This is a genomic window from Streptomyces sp. NPDC006879 (genome assembly GCF_042869595.1).
Taxonomy (GTDB): domain Bacteria; phylum Actinomycetota; class Actinomycetes; order Streptomycetales; family Streptomycetaceae; genus Streptomyces.
On record NZ_JBIAGC010000023.1, the window covers coordinates 51,946 to 67,361 of the forward strand.

The 15,416-nt window shown below is 69.5% G+C and carries 11 protein-coding genes; 9 read left to right on the forward strand and 2 right to left on the reverse strand.

Going from position 1 to position 15,416, the window contains the following annotated elements:
- The first annotated feature begins 34 nt into the window (after positions 1-34).
- The 4 genes from ACFYMC_RS18475 (at position 35) to ACFYMC_RS18490 (ending at position 4,199) form a co-directional block, all read left to right on the forward strand.
- Positions 35-1,153 (forward strand): 5-(carboxyamino)imidazole ribonucleotide synthase, encoded by a 1,119-nt coding sequence (locus tag ACFYMC_RS18475; protein WP_388526135.1) that lies wholly within the window; start codon positions 35-37, stop codon positions 1,151-1,153.
- Positions 1,150-1,674, forward strand: a complete 525-nt coding sequence (gene purE, locus ACFYMC_RS18480; protein WP_388526031.1) for a 5-(carboxyamino)imidazole ribonucleotide mutase — start codon at positions 1,150-1,152, stop codon at positions 1,672-1,674. Before ACFYMC_RS18475 ends, purE begins: the two co-directional genes overlap by 4 nt.
- Positions 1,671-2,882 carry a dipeptidase gene (locus tag ACFYMC_RS18485; protein WP_388526034.1) on the forward strand — a complete coding sequence of 404 codons (1,212 nt, stop codon included), beginning with the start codon at positions 1,671-1,673 and terminating at the stop codon, positions 2,880-2,882. Before purE ends, ACFYMC_RS18485 begins: the two co-directional genes overlap by 4 nt.
- Positions 2,883-3,110: 228 nt before the next feature.
- Complete coding sequence (locus ACFYMC_RS18490; RefSeq protein WP_388526037.1) at positions 3,111-4,199, forward strand: dipeptidase; 1,089 nt, start codon at positions 3,111-3,113, stop codon at positions 4,197-4,199.
- A 28-nt stretch (positions 4,200-4,227) separates the two neighbouring features.
- Here ACFYMC_RS18490 and ACFYMC_RS18495 read toward each other — a convergent pair whose 3' ends face one another.
- Positions 4,228-5,574: a UDP-glucose dehydrogenase family protein gene (locus ACFYMC_RS18495; RefSeq protein WP_388526039.1), complete on the reverse strand. Its 1,347-nt coding sequence runs from the start codon at positions 5,572-5,574 to the stop codon at positions 4,228-4,230.
- A gap of 187 nt (positions 5,575-5,761) precedes the next feature.
- Between ACFYMC_RS18495 and ACFYMC_RS18500 the strand changes: the two genes are divergently transcribed.
- The 5 genes from ACFYMC_RS18500 (at position 5,762) to ACFYMC_RS18520 (ending at position 14,263) form a co-directional block, all read left to right on the forward strand.
- A complete protein-coding gene (locus ACFYMC_RS18500; protein WP_388526042.1) occupies positions 5,762-6,934 on the forward strand; it encodes an acyl-CoA dehydrogenase family protein in 1,173 nt (390 codons plus the stop codon).
- 402 nt (positions 6,935-7,336) lie between these two features.
- Positions 7,337-9,118 carry a SpoIIE family protein phosphatase gene (locus ACFYMC_RS18505; protein WP_388526045.1) on the forward strand — a complete coding sequence of 594 codons (1,782 nt, stop codon included), beginning with the start codon at positions 7,337-7,339 and terminating at the stop codon, positions 9,116-9,118.
- 256 nt (positions 9,119-9,374) lie between these two features.
- Complete coding sequence (locus ACFYMC_RS18510; RefSeq protein ID WP_388526048.1) at positions 9,375-10,538, forward strand: LCP family protein; 1,164 nt, start codon at positions 9,375-9,377, stop codon at positions 10,536-10,538.
- Positions 10,539-10,756: 218 nt separating this feature from the next.
- Complete coding sequence (locus tag ACFYMC_RS18515) at positions 10,757-12,457, forward strand: LCP family protein (protein ID WP_388526051.1); 1,701 nt, start codon at positions 10,757-10,759, stop codon at positions 12,455-12,457.
- Positions 12,458-12,496: 39 nt separating this feature from the next.
- Positions 12,497-14,263 (forward strand): LCP family protein, encoded by a 1,767-nt coding sequence (locus ACFYMC_RS18520; protein WP_388526054.1) that lies wholly within the window; start codon positions 12,497-12,499, stop codon positions 14,261-14,263.
- 27 nt (positions 14,264-14,290) lie between these two features.
- Here ACFYMC_RS18520 and ACFYMC_RS18525 read toward each other — a convergent pair whose 3' ends face one another.
- A complete protein-coding gene (locus tag ACFYMC_RS18525) occupies positions 14,291-15,313 on the reverse strand; it encodes a glycosyltransferase family 2 protein (RefSeq protein WP_388526057.1) in 1,023 nt (340 codons plus the stop codon).
- Positions 15,314-15,416: the final 103 nt, after the last annotated feature.

Sequence of the window (15,416 nt, forward strand, 5' to 3'; positions counted from 1 at the left end):
ATACCCTGGTGGAGTGACGTTCCCGGTAGTCGGCATGGTCGGCGGCGGTCAGCTCGCCCGCATGACCCACGAGGCGGGTATCCCCCTCGGCATCAGATTCAAGCTCCTCAGTGACACTCCGCAGGACTCCGCGGCGCAGGTCGTCGGCGATGTCGTGATCGGCGACTATCGCGACCTCGACACGCTGCGCGACTTCGCACGCGGCTGCGACGTGATCACCTTCGACCACGAGCACGTGCCCACCGAGCACCTGCGGGCCCTGGAGGCGGACGGCGTACCCGTCCGGCCAGGGCCCGAGGCTTTGGTGCACGCCCAGGACAAGGGGGTGATGCGCGCCCGTCTCGACGAGATCGGCGCCCCGAGCCCCCGCCACCGGATCGTGTCGGGTCCGGCGGACGTGAGCGCCTTCGCGGCAGAGGTCGGGGGATACCCCGTGATCCTCAAGACGGTGCGTGGCGGTTACGACGGCAAGGGCGTCTGGTTCGTCCGGGACGAGGAGGGGGCGGCTGCTCCCTTCCTCGCGGGCGTGCCGGTCCTCGCCGAGGAGAAGGTGGACTTCGTCCGCGAGCTCGCCGCGAACATCGTGCGCTCCCCGCACGGTCAGGCGGTGGCCTATCCGGTCGTGGAATCCATCCAGGTCGACGGGGTCTGTGACACGGTCATCGCCCCCGCCCCCGGCCTCTCGGAGGAACTCGCCGGTCAAGCCCAGGCCCTGGCCCTACGGATCGCCTCGGAGCTCGGTGTGACCGGCCATCTGGCAGTCGAGCTCTTCGAGACCACCGACGGTCGCATCCTCGTCAACGAACTGGCCATGCGCCCCCACAACTCGGGGCACTGGACCCAGGACGGGGCCATCACCTCCCAGTTCGCCAACCACGTGCGGGCCGTCCTCGACCTCCCCCTCGGCGACCCGCGGCCCCGGGCCCCCTGGACGGTGATGGCGAACGTACTGGGCGGGGACTACCCCGACATGTACGCGGCCTACCTGCACTGCATGGCGCACGACCCGCAGCTGAAGATCCACATGTATGGCAAGGACGTCAAGCACGGCCGCAAGGTCGGACACGTCAACACCTACGGCGACGACCTGGACGAGGTGCTGGAGCGCGCCCGCCACGCAGCCGGCTACCTCAGAGGATCCATCACCGAATGAGCACCGCCATCCCCACCCCCGCAGACCCCCCTCTCATCGGCATCGTCATGGGCTCGGACTCCGACTGGCCCGTGATGGAGGCCGCCGCCCAGGCCCTGGACGAGTTCGAGATCCCTTACGAGGTCGATGTCGTCTCCGCCCACCGCATGCCCCGCGAGATGGTCGCGTACGGAGAGCAGGCCGCCGACCGAGGACTCAAGGCGATCATCGCGGGCGCCGGGGGCGCCGCTCACCTGCCGGGCATGCTCGCCTCCGTCACCCCCTTGCCGGTGATCGGCGTGCCGGTACCGCTGAAGTACCTCGACGGCATGGACTCGCTGCTGTCCATCGTGCAGATGCCGGCCGGAGTGCCGGTCGCCACCGTCTCCGTGGCCGGCGCGCGTAACGCGGGACTCCTCGCCGCCCGAATCCTGGCCTCCCACGATGCCGAGCTGCTGGCCCGGATGCGGGAATTCCAGCAGGAGCTCAACGACCAGGCCACCGAGAAGGGCAAGCGGCTACGGAACAAGGTCGCCGGATGACCGCCGCGCAGACCGACCCGACCGGCACCGAGGACGCCCGCGCCCGCCTCGACGAAGCGCGCGGGCTACTCGCCCGGCACCCAGTCGTCGACGGCCACAACGACCTGCCGTGGGCCCTGCGGGAGCAGGTCGCCTACGACCTCGCCCGGCGTGACATCGCCGCCGACCAGTCCGCGCACCTGCACACCGACCTCCCGCGGCTGCGGGCCGGCGGGGTTGGCGCGCAGTTCTGGTCCGTCTACGTCCGTTCCGACTTCGCGGGCGACAACGCCGTCAGCGCCACCCTGGAACAGATCGACGTCGTCGCCCAGCTCCTGGAGCGCTACCCCGCCGACCTCGTTCGAGCGCTGACCGCCGAAGACATGGAGCGGGCGCGCACCGAGGGGCGCATCGCCTCCCTGATGGGAGCCGAGGGCGGGCACTCCATCAACAACTCGCTCGCCACGCTGCGCGCCCTGTACGCCCTGGGGGTGCGCTACATGACGCTCACCCACAACGACAACATCGACTGGGCGGACTCGGCCACCGACGTTCCCCGGGCGGGTGGCCTCACCGCGTTCGGCCACGAGGTGGTGCGGGAGATGAACCGCATCGGCATGCTCGTGGACCTCTCGCACGTGGCCGCGACGACCATGCGGGACGCCCTGGCCACCTCGGTGGCGCCGGTGATCTTCTCGCACTCCTCGGCCCGCGCGGTCTGCGAGCACCCGCGCAACGTTCCCGACGACGTACTGGCGCAACTGCCGGTCAACGGTGGTGTGGCGATGGCCACCTTCGTGCCGAAGTTCATCCTGCCCGCCGCAGTGGCCTGGACGCAGGCCGCCGACGAGAACCTGCGCGCACACGGCTTCCACCACCTGGACACCACCCCGGCGGCCATGGAACTGCACCGTGCCTTCGAGGAGACGCACCCGCGCCCCAGGGCCACCGCCGCGACCGTGGCCGACCACCTCGACCACATGCGCCAGGTGGCGGGCATCGACCACATCGGCATCGGCGGTGACTACGACGGCACCGCCTTCACCCCCTCGGGGTTGGAAGACGTGGCCGGCTACCCCCACCTCGTGGCGGAACTCCTCGGGCGCGGCTGGTCCCACGCCGACCTGGCGAAACTCACCTGGTCGAACGCGGTCCGGGCGCTGCGCGACGCTGAGGCGGTCGCCCGCGACCTCTCGGCGACCCGCGGCCCCTCGAACGCCCGGATCTGATCGCTGGTCCTGCCGTTGGCCGGCCCGCGGGGGCGCCGGCCAACCGGCCCTCCTGGGTCGGCCGCCCCCGCCCCGCACCTCCGGGCCCGCCGGGTGCGACCTGATCGGGTGGGACTCCCCCACGGCCGAGGCGGGCCTTCGCCCGAACGCCGCGCCCGCCGCGAAGGCCGACCTCGCCCGTGCCACGGTGGCTGGACAACAAGCTGCTGCCGAGACGGAGCGAACACCATGGCCGACCTACAGGACGACGCACCCACCGTCCCCGGCGTGGGGGCCCTGGACCCGGTGCCCGCGACAGAGGCGACTGCCCCCGCCGGAGACCGCCCGGACAGTCCCACCCGGGCATCCGTGCTGTTGGCCGCGCACCCCATTGCCGACGGCTACAACGCGTTGCCCTGGACCCTGCGCCGACTCCCCTGGCACGTGCTCGACACCTGTGAGAACACCGTGGACACCGACATCCCGCGGCTGCGGGCCGGCGGGGTGGGCGCACAGTTCTGGTCCCTTCTGGTTCCCGACTCGGTCGCCGCAGATCCGGCCCGTCTGGTCATCGAGAGCCTGGAACAGATCGACGTCGCGCGCACCCTCGTGCGCCGTTACCCCGACGGGCTGTCGCTGTCGACCTGCGTCGACGAGATGGCCGACGCCCGTAACCGGGGCCGTATCGCCTCCTTCCTCGGCCCGGTGTCCGGACGCGCCCTGACCGACTCCCTCGGTGCCCTGCGGGCCTTCCACGCGTTGGGCGTGCGCAGCGTGGCCCCGGCCGGCGCCGACTGGATCGAGCGGGGCATGACCGCCTTCGGCATGGAAGTGGTGCAGGAGATCAATCGGCTGGCGATGCTCATCGACCTGGCCGGTTGCGGTCCGACGGAAGCACAGCAGCTGATCGCCGCGTCCAAGGCGCCCGTGTTGATCTCCCACACCGCGGCCAACGCCCTGACCGAGCACCCCGAGAACGTGTCTGACGAGGTGCTGACCGCGCTGCGCGCCGCGAAGGGCCTGTGCATGGTGACCTTCACCGCCGTCCAGGTGTCCTCGGCCAGCCCCGCCACCATCCACGACGTGGCGGACCACCTCGACCACATCCGTGAGGTGGCGGGCCCGGCGTGCGTGGGCCTGGGCGGCGCCTACGGCATCGAGGCGCGACGAGCGCAGGGGCTGGAGGACGCTTCGGGCTACCCGCGGCTGATCGCTGAGCTCCTCGACCGGGGCTGGCCGGACCGTGACATCTCACTGCTCGCCTGGGGCAACGCCCAGCGGGTGCTGCGCGACGCGGAGTTCACCGCGCGCGCCGCCCAACACCGTCTGTTGACCTGACCCGAGCGTCGGTGGCGCCGGACCCGTTTCAGGCGCGCGGACGGCCCATCGCACGGTAGGTCCAACCGGCTTCCCGCCACTGGGCCGCGTCCAGGGCGTTGCGCCCGTCGAGGATCAGCCGGCGGGTGACGGCTCCCCCCAGCACAGCCGGGTCCAACTCGCGGAACTCCCGCCATTCGGTCAGGTGCAGTACCACGTCGGCGCCACGGGCCGAGGCTACCGCCGAGTCCGCGTAACCGAGCGTGGGGAAGACCCGGCGGGCGTTGTCCATGCCCTTGGGGTCATACACCGTGACCTGGCCGCCCTGGAGGTGGATCTGCCCGGCGACGTTCAGGGCGGGGGAGTCACGTACGTCGTCCGAGTCCGGCTTGAAGGTGGCGCCGAGCACGGCGACCCGGACTCCGAGGAAGGAGCCGCCGACCGCGTCCCGCGCCAGTTCCACCATGTGCCCGCGGCGCCGCATGTTGATCGAGTCGACCTCGCGCAGGAAGGTCAGGGCCTGGTCGGCGCCCAACTCGCCGGCGCGCGCCATGAACGCCCGGATGTCCTTCGGCAGGCAGCCACCGCCGAAGCCGATCCCGGCGCGCAGGAACTTCGCTCCGATGCGTTCGTCGTACCCGATGGCTTCCGCGAGCTTCACCACGTCGCCGCCGGCCGCCTCGCAGACTTCGGCCATGGCGTTGATGAAGGAGATCTTGGTGGCGAGGAAGGAGTTCGCGGCCGTCTTGACCAGTTCGGCGGTGGGGAAGTCAGTCACCACCAGGGGGGACCCCTCGCCCGTCGGGGTGGCGTACACCTCGCGCAGCAGCTTCTCCGCCCGGCCCCCCGGCTCCCGGACGCCCACCACGATCCGGTCCGGGTGGAGGGTGTCCGCGACGGCGAAGCCCTCCCGCAGGAACTCCGGGTTCCAGGCCAGTTCCACCTCGGCGCCCGCCGGCGCCAGATCCCGGAGACGGGAAGCGAGGCGTTCGGCTGAGCCCACCGGAACGGTGGACTTGCCCACCACCAGCGCCGGTCCGTTCAGGTGTGGGGCCAGGGAGTCGAAAGCGGCGTCGACATGACTCATGTCGCAGGCGTACTCACCGTGCTTCTGCGGGGTGTTCACACACACAAAGTGGACGTCGCCGAAGTCGCCCACCTCCTCGTAGGAGGTGGTGAACCGCAGGCGCCCGGTGGACCCTTCAAAGCCGGCGACGTGCGCCCGCAGCAGCTCTTCCAGTCCCGGTTCGTACATCGGGACGCGGCCCTCGGCCAGCATCCGGACCTTCTCCGGCACGATGTCCAGCCCGAGCACCTCGAAACCGAGCTCGGCCATGGCGGCGGCATGAGTGGCGCCGAGATAGCCAGTGCCGATCACGGTGATCTTGAGGCTCATGGGGTGCTCCAGTGGTGACGGGCGGATCGCGGTCACCGAGCATAGTCGGGCTGGTCCGGGGGGACTTTCCCCAGCATGGGCGCCGCTGTCACACAGCTCACGTGCGGCTCTCGTATCCCTGAGGGGGCCGGCCCAACTAGGATTGGGTTACTTAACGGTAGTTAGCATCACTGGGGAGTGAGAGATCTTGGCGGGTTCTGCTGAATTCGACCTGTACCGCCCGGCCGAGGAGCACGAGATGCTCCGCGAGTCGGTCCGCTCGCTCGCCGAGGCGAAGATCGCGCCGTTCGCCGCAGCCGTGGACGAGGAGGCCCGGTTCCCGCAGGAGGCCCTCGACGCGCTGGTGGCCAACGACCTGCACGCGGTACACGTGCCCGAGACCTACGGGGGCGCTGGTGCCGACGCCCTGGCGACCGTGATCGTGATCGAAGAGGTGGCCCGCGTCTGCGCCTCCTCCTCCCTCATCCCGGCCGTGAACAAGCTGGGCTCGCTCCCGGTGGTCCTCTCCGGCTCCGAAGAACTCAAGGCGAAGTACCTGGGTCCGCTCGCCAAGGGCGACGCGATGTTCTCCTACTGCCTCTCCGAGCCCGACGCGGGCTCCGACGCCGCCGGCATGAAGACCCGTGCCGTCCGGGACGGCGACTTCTACGTCCTCAACGGCGTCAAGCGTTGGATCACCAACGCGGGCGTCTCCGACTACTACACGGTCATGGCGGTCACCGACCCGGAGAAGCGCTCCAAGGGCATCTCCGCGTTCGTGGTCGAGAAGGGCGACGAAGGCGTCTCCTTCGGTGCCCCGGAGAAGAAGCTCGGCATCAAGGGCTCACCGACCCGTGAGGTCTACCTCGACAACGTGCGCATCCCCGCCGACCGCATGATCGGCGCGGAGGGCACCGGCTTCGCCACCGCGATGAAGACCCTCGACCACACCCGCATCACCATCGCCGCCCAGGCCCTCGGCATCGCTCAGGGCGCCCTGGACTACGCCAAGGGCTACGTCCAGGAACGCAAGCAGTTCGGCAAGCCGATCGCCGACTTCCAGGGCGTGCAGTTCATGCTCGCGGACATGGCGATGAAGCTGGAGGCTGCCCGCCAGCTGACCTACTCGGCCGCCGCACGGTCGGAGCGGGTTTCTGCCGGAGGCGAGAAGGAAGACCTCACCTTCTTCGGTGCCGCCGCCAAGTGCTTCGCCTCCGACGTGGCCATGGAGGTCACCACGGACGCCGTGCAACTGCTCGGCGGATACGGCTACACCCGGGACTACCCGGTCGAGCGGATGATGCGGGACGCCAAGATCACCCAGATTTACGAGGGAACGAACCAGGTCCAGCGGATCGTCATGGCGAGGAACCTGCCGTAGCAGGGTTCTCGCAGGTCAGTGGCGCTTCGGGTGGCCTGGGAGCCGTGATCGACTTCCGGGTCGTTCCTGGGCGCCACGCTGGGGAGATCCTGGGTCGGTGCTGAGGTCAGCACCGGCTTTGACCTGCCCGAACGACAAGACCCCCGGCATCCCGCCGGGGGTCTTGTCGTTCGGGCTCGGTCAGACGGTGGCGCCAGCTCGCCCGCTGCATTTCGCGGCACCGCGGTCTTGGAGGAAGGCGCACGTCGAGGGCGCTCAGCGGGCCCCGGCGGAAACGGAGCCGGCGAAGCGAGGGCCCAAGCCAGCCGGGTTTCATATGAAATAGCCTGTTCATACGGAATGCGGGACTATGTACCGCGGCACTACAGGTCGACGCCTCGGGACCGGAGAACGGTGGTTCGCATGGGACAGGAGGGCACCGCCGGGGAACCCGCCTGGGCGATGTTCACGCAGGCGCAGGCGCTGGCTGCCCTTGCACGCATCGACATGCTGCCCTCGGGGGCCGTGTCCACCGAGCTGATCGACTGCGTCACGGACTACCGGCTGGTGCGCCAGGTGCTGGATCGCGCCCATGTCGGAGTGGCGGTCCTGGATCGCACCCTGCGCTATCGGTACGTCAACGCGACCCTCGCGGAACTGAACGGTGTCCCTGTCGGCGACCACCTCGGAAGGAGGGTCGCCGAGGTCCTTCCCGGCATCAACTCCGACAGTGCGGACACCGCACTGACGGCCGTTCTCAAGGACGGCAGGCCCCGAGCGATCACCGTCCGAGGCACGACTCGCTCCTCGTATCCGGCAGGGCCCCGCTGGTGGCACAACTCCTATCACCGTCTCGATGACGCGCAGGGGCAGCCGTTGGGCGTTGCGGCGGTGGTCGTGGAGATCACCACCGACCGGGTGATCCTGCGCTCGCTCGACCGTGAACGTAACCGTCTGGCCCTGTTGGACCAGGCGGCCCTCCATATCGGCACGACCCTGGACGTTCAGCGGACCTGTGAAGAGCTCACCCAGGTACTGGTTCCCCAACTCGCGGACATCGCGGTCGTGGACGTCCTGGAGCTGGAGCGGTTCTCGCCGGCGGGTCCGTTGCTGATGCGGCGGCTCGCGCTCACCTCGACGGCTGCCCTTCGCCGCGTTGGGCACCACCTTGGCGCACCCGGTGCGGTTCTCTCCGTGACGCCCACTTCGGCCGTCGGTCGCTGCCTTGACGAACAGCGCCCCGTGGTGACCAACGGCGCGGCCGGCTCATCGACGCCCGGCTTCGAGGCGGACAGCGAGTGGGCCGTCTACTGCCGGCTTGGACTTCGCGCGGGCTGTTACGTGCCCCTCACCGCAACCCACGACACCATCGGGGTCGTGGCGCTGGGGCGGGGCGAGGACTCGGCGCCCTTCTCCGACGAGGACCTCGCCCTCGTCGGAGAACTGGCCCGCAGAGCGGCAAGCAGCATCGACAACGCCCGACGTTACGCCGAGCAGCGGGACACCGCGGTCCTGCTCCAGCGGGCCCTGCTGTCGAAGTCGACGACCCCGCACTCCGATGTGGAATGCGCGAGCCGTTACCTGCCGTCCGGGGCCGGCGCCGAGGTCGGCGGTGACTGGTACGACACCATCGCCCTGCCTGACGGCACGACCTTGCTGGTTGTGGGTGACGTGATGGGGCACGGCATGGACGCGGCGGCGGCCATGGCCGAATACCGCGCCACCGTTCGTGCTCTCGCCTACCAGCGCCTGTCTCCGGAGCGGATCCTCACCGAAACCGATGCCCTCGTCCACGTCCTGGACCTGGAGCGGATCGCCACCTGCCTGATCGTCCTCGTCAACCCCGCTGCCGGGAGGGCCGACTGCGCCTGCGCCGGACATCTGCCCGCTCTGCTTGTCACCCCTGGGCACCCGAGCCGTTTGATGGACGAGATCCCCGTCGGTCCCCCTCTCGGCGTGGCCGCCAGCCAGTACGAGCTCGGCTCGGTAGCCCTGCCGCCCGGATCCGCGCTCCTCATGTACACCGACGGGCTGGTCGAACGCCGCGGTCAGGACATCGAGGACTCCCTGGCCGAACTTCTCGCGCTGGAACTGGATCCAGCCCTCGGGCTGGAGCAACTGATCGACACTGTCCTGTCCGGACTGGCCGGCGACCCCAAGGAAGACGATGTAGCCCTCCTCGTCGCACGCCCTCTGCCGGGATGAACGGGCCCTGTCCCAACGGACCCCCGCCGTTGCCGCAGGAGGATCAGCGGGCCCGGTGGCCGTGAGAGGGCTGATCAGCCGGGGCGGGCCGGGTACTGCGGCGCGCTTCCCAAGATCTCGGACTCTCACCCGTTCGGCGGTATGGGTCCGCTGGTCCGAGCGCTTGTTCGGCCTTCTGGGGTCATGCTCGATGGTGGCAGCGAAGGATTCCGACGGCTGAGGAGGCGCAGAAGCACATCGCTGATCCGGTGAGGGGATGACGCCAGTGACGGGCAGTGCGGACACACGGGGCACGGGCAGGCGCAGGCGGCGCGTCCTGCGGTGGGTGGCGCTCGGCTTCGTGCTGATCGTGCTGGCTGGTGGCGGCGCCGCCTGGTGGCTCTACGAGAAGCTCGACGGGAACATCACACCGGACGTGGCCGCGGCCGACGAGCTGCGCCGCTACGAGACGGATCGGCCCGCCCTCGCCGTGCTCAACGCGCAGAACATCCTGTTGATCGGGTCCGATTCACGAGCCGGCACGGGCAACGCGCGCTACGGCCGCGACAAGGGAACCCAGCGATCCGACACCACGATCCTGCTGCACCTGTCGGCCGACCGGCGAAGCGCCACGGCGGTTTCGATTCCACGGGACCTGATGGTGCAGATTCCGGCCTGCCTCCAGAGCGACGGGGGGCGTAGTGTCGCGCAGTTCGCCCAGTTCAATTGGGCTTTCGAATTTGGTGGGGCGGCCTGCACCATCCGGACGGTCGAGAATCTCACCGGCATCCGGGTGGATCACCATATGGTCGTCGACTTTCAAGGCTTCAAGAAGATGGTCGACGCGGTCGACGGCGTGGAGGTGTGTCTCCCGCAGGCCATCGACGACCGCGAAGCCAAGATACGGCTGCCGGCCGGCCGGCAGACCCTGCGCGGGGAGCAGGCCCTCGGTTTCGTGCGGGCCCGTCAGTCACTGGGCAATGGCAGTGACACCGACCGGATGGACCGCCAGCAGCAGTTTCTGGCCTCGCTGGTGAAGAAGGTGCAGAGCAGTCGGGTCCTGTTCAACCCGGTGAAGCTCTACCCGGTGCTGGACGCCGCCACCTCGGCCGTCACCACCGACCCCGGCTTGGCCTCGCTGCGAGGGCTCTACGACCTCGTGAGCGGTATGCGGGAGGTGCCGACCGAGAACGTCCGCTTCTTGACGGTCCCTCGTAAACCGTATGCGTTCGATGCGAACCGGGACGAGCTCAATGAGCCCCATGCGACCCTGCTGTTCCAGCGGCTGCGCATGGATCGACCGTTCGAGGTGGTCCCCGCCACGGGTGATCAGCAGGAGGGCGGCCGGAATGCCGGAGAAGCTTCTGGCGACCCCACATCTTCGGCTTCGCCGGACCCGACTTTCACCGGATCCACTGCGGATGAGGCTATCTGCCGGTAAAGCAATTCCCAAGGTCGAGTGACAGACCGAGCGGGATGGGTGGATTGCCCTGTTGTAAGGGTGATGGGGTTTGCCACCAGCATGGTTTGACACTCAACTGGCCGGATAGGGTGAGCGGTCCCGGTGCCCCGGCCCGCAGGGCCGACACTGCCGGATCGTTGACTCAGGCGCCTTGGGGGACGGCGCCTCGCTGGCACCGACGGAGGACTCAAGCAACCGTGGATGCGCATGGCCGTGGGCGGGCGGACGAAATCGACCCCGCCGACCAATGGGTCTTCAACCCGCAAACTGGTAACTACGAGCTGCGACTGGACAGCTCCGCACCGCAGCCTTCGGTCTCCCGGCCCCGTGGATCGACCGCGCAGGCTCCCCCCGCAGGAACCCGCACCCGCACCAAGGCGCCCGCGGTCCCCGGGCCGCGCCGCGGCGAGGCGGGAGGGGAAGGCGGCGGGCGAAGGGGCCGCAAACGAGCTCCCGAACGATCGGGCAAGAAGAAGGCCCTGCTGGTCACCGGTGGCTCCGTGGCCTTCCTCCTCGTCGTCGGGTCCGTCGCTGGGTACCTCTACCTCAAGCACCTCGACGACAACATCACCACCATTGACACCGGTGGTGCGGGGAGCGGCGGCTTCAAACAGGACCAGGCGATCAACATCCTGGTGATCGGTACGGACAAGCGCACCGGAGCCGGCAACGCCGGCTACGGCGACAAGAACAGCGCCGGCCACGCCGACACCACGATCCTCTTCCACGTGGCCAAGGACCGGAGCAACGCGACGGCGCTGTCCATCCCCCGCGACCTCATCACGGACATCCCGGACTGCCCTACCGTCCAGGAGGACGGCACCACGCAGACCATCCCCGGTACCCGTCAGACCCGGTTCAACGAGAGTCTGGGGCAGGCTGGCCGGGACCCCGGCTGCACCATGCGTACCGTCCAGGAGCTGACCGGTCTCCAGGTCGACCACTTCATGATGGCCGACTTCAACGCCGTGAAGACGTTGAGCACCGCGGTCGGCGGCGTGCCCATCTGCCTGGCCAAGGACGTGGACGACCGGCAGTCGAAGCTGAAACTCCCCAAGGGCGAGCACCGGCTGGAGGGCGAACAGGCCCTCGCCTTCGTCCGCACCCGCAAGGCCTTCGGCAACCGCAGTGACCTCGGCCGGATCCAGACCCAGCAGATGTTCCTCAGCTCGATGATCCGTGAGATGAAGTCGAAGGACACCCTGACCAGTCCCAAGAAGCTGCTGTCGCTGGCCGAGGCGGCCACCCAGGCGCTGACCGTGGACAAGGGGATAGGGGGACTGACCAAGCTGATGGGTCTGGCCAGCGAACTCAAGGGAGTGAACCCGAAGAACGTCACCTTCCTCACGCTGCCGGTGCGTGACAACCCGGCCGAGCGGGTCCCGGTGACCGTGGTCATCGACGACGCACTCGCCCAGCCGCTGCTCGCCATGCTCCGGTCGGACACCTCGCTGACCGAGGTGGCCAAGAGCAAGAAGGAGGCGAAGGACAAGCAGGAGGCGCTGCTCGACGGCACGCGCGCGCCGGCCTCCGAGGTCCGCGTCGACGTCTACAACGGCGGTGGGCCGCAGGGTTCCGCCTCGTCCACCCTGCTCTGGTTGCAGAACAGTCAGAACGTGGCCAAGTCCAGCAACCTGGGCAACGCCCCGGTGAAGGTGGACAAGACCGTCCTGGAGTACGGGGCCGACCAGGCCGACCAGGCCCGGGCGCTGGCCGACATGATGGGCCTGCCCGCACAGGCGCTCAAGCCCGCTGCGACCGACGCCCCGGAAGGCACACCGATGAAGCTCACCCTCGGCGGGGACTTCAAGGCGGCCGGAGTGCCGATCAACGCGCCGAAGAAGGTGCCGGAAGGCGTCCAGCGGGTCGGCGCGGACGAGGTCAAGTGCGCCCAGTAGGGACGGCCGGGCGCAGCCTGCCCGGCAGAGGGGGAACGGATGGGCAGTGCGTCCCGTCCACATAACCGGGTACGGGCAGCAGAGCCGTCAGGCGGGGCCCGGACCGGGCAGCGGGCCGGCACCACAGGATCACCAGGGGGATGCGTGACCCAGAGCAGCGTCCGGGGCATACCCGGCGCGGGCCGTCGTATCGGCGTGCCCGCACCCGTCACACCGGGCGGCACAGGCGCCCCCGGGGGTCCCCGGCGCAGGGGGCGGCGCCGTGCACTGCGTTGGATCGCAGCCGTACTTTCGCTGCTCATACTGGGCACGGCCGGCGCCGGATACCTGTACTTTCGCCACCTCAACGACGCCATCCAGGCCGAGCCGTTGAACCTCGGGGACCACAAGGTCGCCAGGTCCCAGCCCAACGCCTTCGGGTTGACCCCGTTGAACATCCTGTTGATCGGCTCCGACGCCCGGGACTCCAAGGCGAACCAGGATCTTGGCGGAGCCCGCGAGACCTTCGGTGGGACACCCCTCGCCGACGTGCAGATGCTGCTGCACCTGTCGGCCGACCGCAGCAACATGTCAGTCATCAGCATGCCGCGGGACACCCTGATCAAACTGCCCAAGTGCACCGACGCGGAGGGCACCGTCTATCCGGCCACCACCGGCGTACACCTGACCAACGAGACCCTGGGGCGCGGTGGTCCGGGGTGTACGGTCGCGGCCTGGAACGAGGTCACCGGCATTCCGATCGATCACTTCATGATGGTCGACTTCGCCGGGGTGGTGGCGATGGCCGATGCCATCGGGGGAGTTCCGGTCTGCGTCCGGCAGAACATCAACTCCCGGACCGCCGACGGCAAGGGTTCGGGCCTGAAGCTGCCCGCCGGCCAGAGCGTCATCCAGGGCGAGCAGGCCCTGCAATGGCTGCGCACCCGCTACGGGTTCGAAGACGGCACCGACCTCGCACGGACCCACGCCCAGCACATGTACATGAACTCCATGGCGCGCGAGTTCCGCAAGAACGCCAAGCTCAGCAATCCGGTCAAACTGCACAGCCTGGCGCAGGCCGCGATCCGTGCCATGGTGGTCGACACCGGGCTCAACCGGATCGACAAGCTCTTCGACCTCGCCATGGAGCTGAAGAAGATCCCCACGAGCCGGATCACGATGACCACCATGCCCTGGGTCTACAGTCAGCGCCCCGGTCTGACCGGGAAGGTGGAGCCCAAACCGGGTGATGCCGAGGCGTTGTTCGCGATGGTCCGGGAGGACCTTCCGCTGGACGGCAAGGGGCCCGCGGCCGAGCAGCCGACGCCGACCGCCACTGCCACCGGTGCCCCCGATCCGACGGCCAGTGCCACGGCCGGTGGTGACCCGGTTCCGCCGATCGACGAGATCGCGGTGATGGTGCGCAACGCCACCGGAGGCACGGGTGCGGCTGCCCAGGGCCCCCATGACGGCGAGGTCCGGGGCCGGGCCACCGCCGTCATGGGGCTGTTGCACGAGAAGGGCTTCGCGACGGCCCGGGTGGACGGCCAGCAGGCTGCGGAGGACACCACCGTCCTTCGCTACGCCGGGCTGGACCAGGAGGGTGACGCCCGTGCCGTGGCGAAGTCCCTCGGGCTGCCGCCGAGCGCCGTTCAACGTTCGACGGACGTGTCGGGCGTCACGCTCTTCGTGGGCGCGGACTGGCGAGAAGGCAGCGCGCCGTCGCCGCGTGTGCCGTTGCCGTCCAAGGCGCCGGATTCCTCCCGCCCGCTCAACGGCGCGGACGATCAGGCCTGCATGGACGTCCAGGCGGGCTTCACCTGGTGAGGGAGTGAAGCCCGCCCGGAGAGCCGGTCACTGCGCCGGCGCCTCGACCACGGCCGGGCGGCGGCTGGCGATGACCTTCTTCGCGAGCGCCCGCGGACTGGTGAGGAAGCCGTAGCCCCAGGACATGTGCATGGTGGCCAGGGCGACGGGGATCTGTGCCCGGGCCTTCCACGAGAGCCCCTTGCCGGCCGACAGGGACCCGGCGGCGATGGCGGCGAGGTAGCCACCGGGGATCAGCAGCGTCCAGGGGGTCAGGGCCACCGAGGCGACCAGGCCGGCGGCGATGGCGCAGACCGCGGTCGGCGGGGCGAGGTAGCGCAGGTTGATGGAGCCGGGGTGGTAGCGGGCCACCACGTGCCGCCAGCGCCCGTAGTCCTTGTACTGCTTGGCCAGAGCGCGTACCGAGGGGCGCGGCCGGTACTGGACCCGCAACTCGGGCGAGAACCAGATCAGGCCGCCGGCCTCGCGGATGCGGAAGTTCAGCTCCCAGTCCTGGGCCCGGATGAACTCCTCGTTGTAGCCGCCCTGGCGCTCCAGCGCCGCTCGACGGAACACCCCGAGGTAGACGGTGTCGGCCGGGCCGGCCTGTCCGCCGGTGTGGAAGGCCGCGTTGCCGACGCCGATCTTGGAGGTCATGGCGGCGGCCACCGCTTCCTCCCAGGCGTTCTCCCCCTCTGCGTGCATGATGCCGCCGACGTTCTGCGCGCCGGTCTCCTCAAGGAGCCGGACGGCGGTGGCGATGTAGCTGGCGGAGAGCATGCCGTGGCCGTCGACCCGCACCACGATCGGGTGACGGGAGGCCTTGATGGCGGCGTTCAGCGCGGCCGGGGTACGGCCGGTGGGGTTGGGGACAGTGTGGACGCGCGGGTCTTCCCGGACGAGTTCGGCGGCGATCTCGTCGGTCCGGTCCGTGGACGGGCCGAGGGCGATCACCACCTCCATCTCGCCTGCGTACTCCTGCCCCAGGATGTGCCGGACGGAGTCGCGCAGGTAGCGCTCCTCGTTGAGCACCGGCATGATCACCGAGACTGCGGGCTGCTGGGCGGGCATGTGGTCCTTCGTGGAAACGGCGGTTTGTCGGCCACGTTACCGCGATCGGGGGATGCGGCAGCGCGCCGGTGGGGAGAGAACCGGGACCACTGATCGTATGGGC

Excerpts from the sequence above, each read along its gene's own strand:
- ACFYMC_RS18485 (WP_388526034.1), top strand. The coding sequence starts at position 1,671 with ATGACCGCCGCGCAGACCGACCCGACCGGCACCGAGGACGCCCGCGCC.
- ACFYMC_RS18520 (WP_388526054.1), top strand. The coding sequence starts at position 12,497 with ATGGGCAGTGCGTCCCGTCCACATAACCGGGTACGGGCAGCAGAGCCG.
- ACFYMC_RS18505 (WP_388526045.1), top strand. The coding sequence starts at position 7,337 with ATGGGACAGGAGGGCACCGCCGGGGAACCCGCCTGGGCGATGTTCACG.
- ACFYMC_RS18510 (WP_388526048.1), top strand. The coding sequence starts at position 9,375 with ATGACGCCAGTGACGGGCAGTGCGGACACACGGGGCACGGGCAGGCGC.
- ACFYMC_RS18490 (WP_388526037.1), top strand. The coding sequence starts at position 3,111 with ATGGCCGACCTACAGGACGACGCACCCACCGTCCCCGGCGTGGGGGCC.
- purE (WP_388526031.1), top strand. The coding sequence starts at position 1,150 with ATGAGCACCGCCATCCCCACCCCCGCAGACCCCCCTCTCATCGGCATC.
- ACFYMC_RS18475 (WP_388526135.1), top strand. The coding sequence starts at position 35 with ATGGTCGGCGGCGGTCAGCTCGCCCGCATGACCCACGAGGCGGGTATC.
- ACFYMC_RS18495 (WP_388526039.1), bottom strand. The coding sequence starts at position 5,574 with ATGAGCCTCAAGATCACCGTGATCGGCACTGGCTATCTCGGCGCCACT.
- ACFYMC_RS18525 (WP_388526057.1), bottom strand. The coding sequence starts at position 15,313 with ATGCCCGCCCAGCAGCCCGCAGTCTCGGTGATCATGCCGGTGCTCAAC.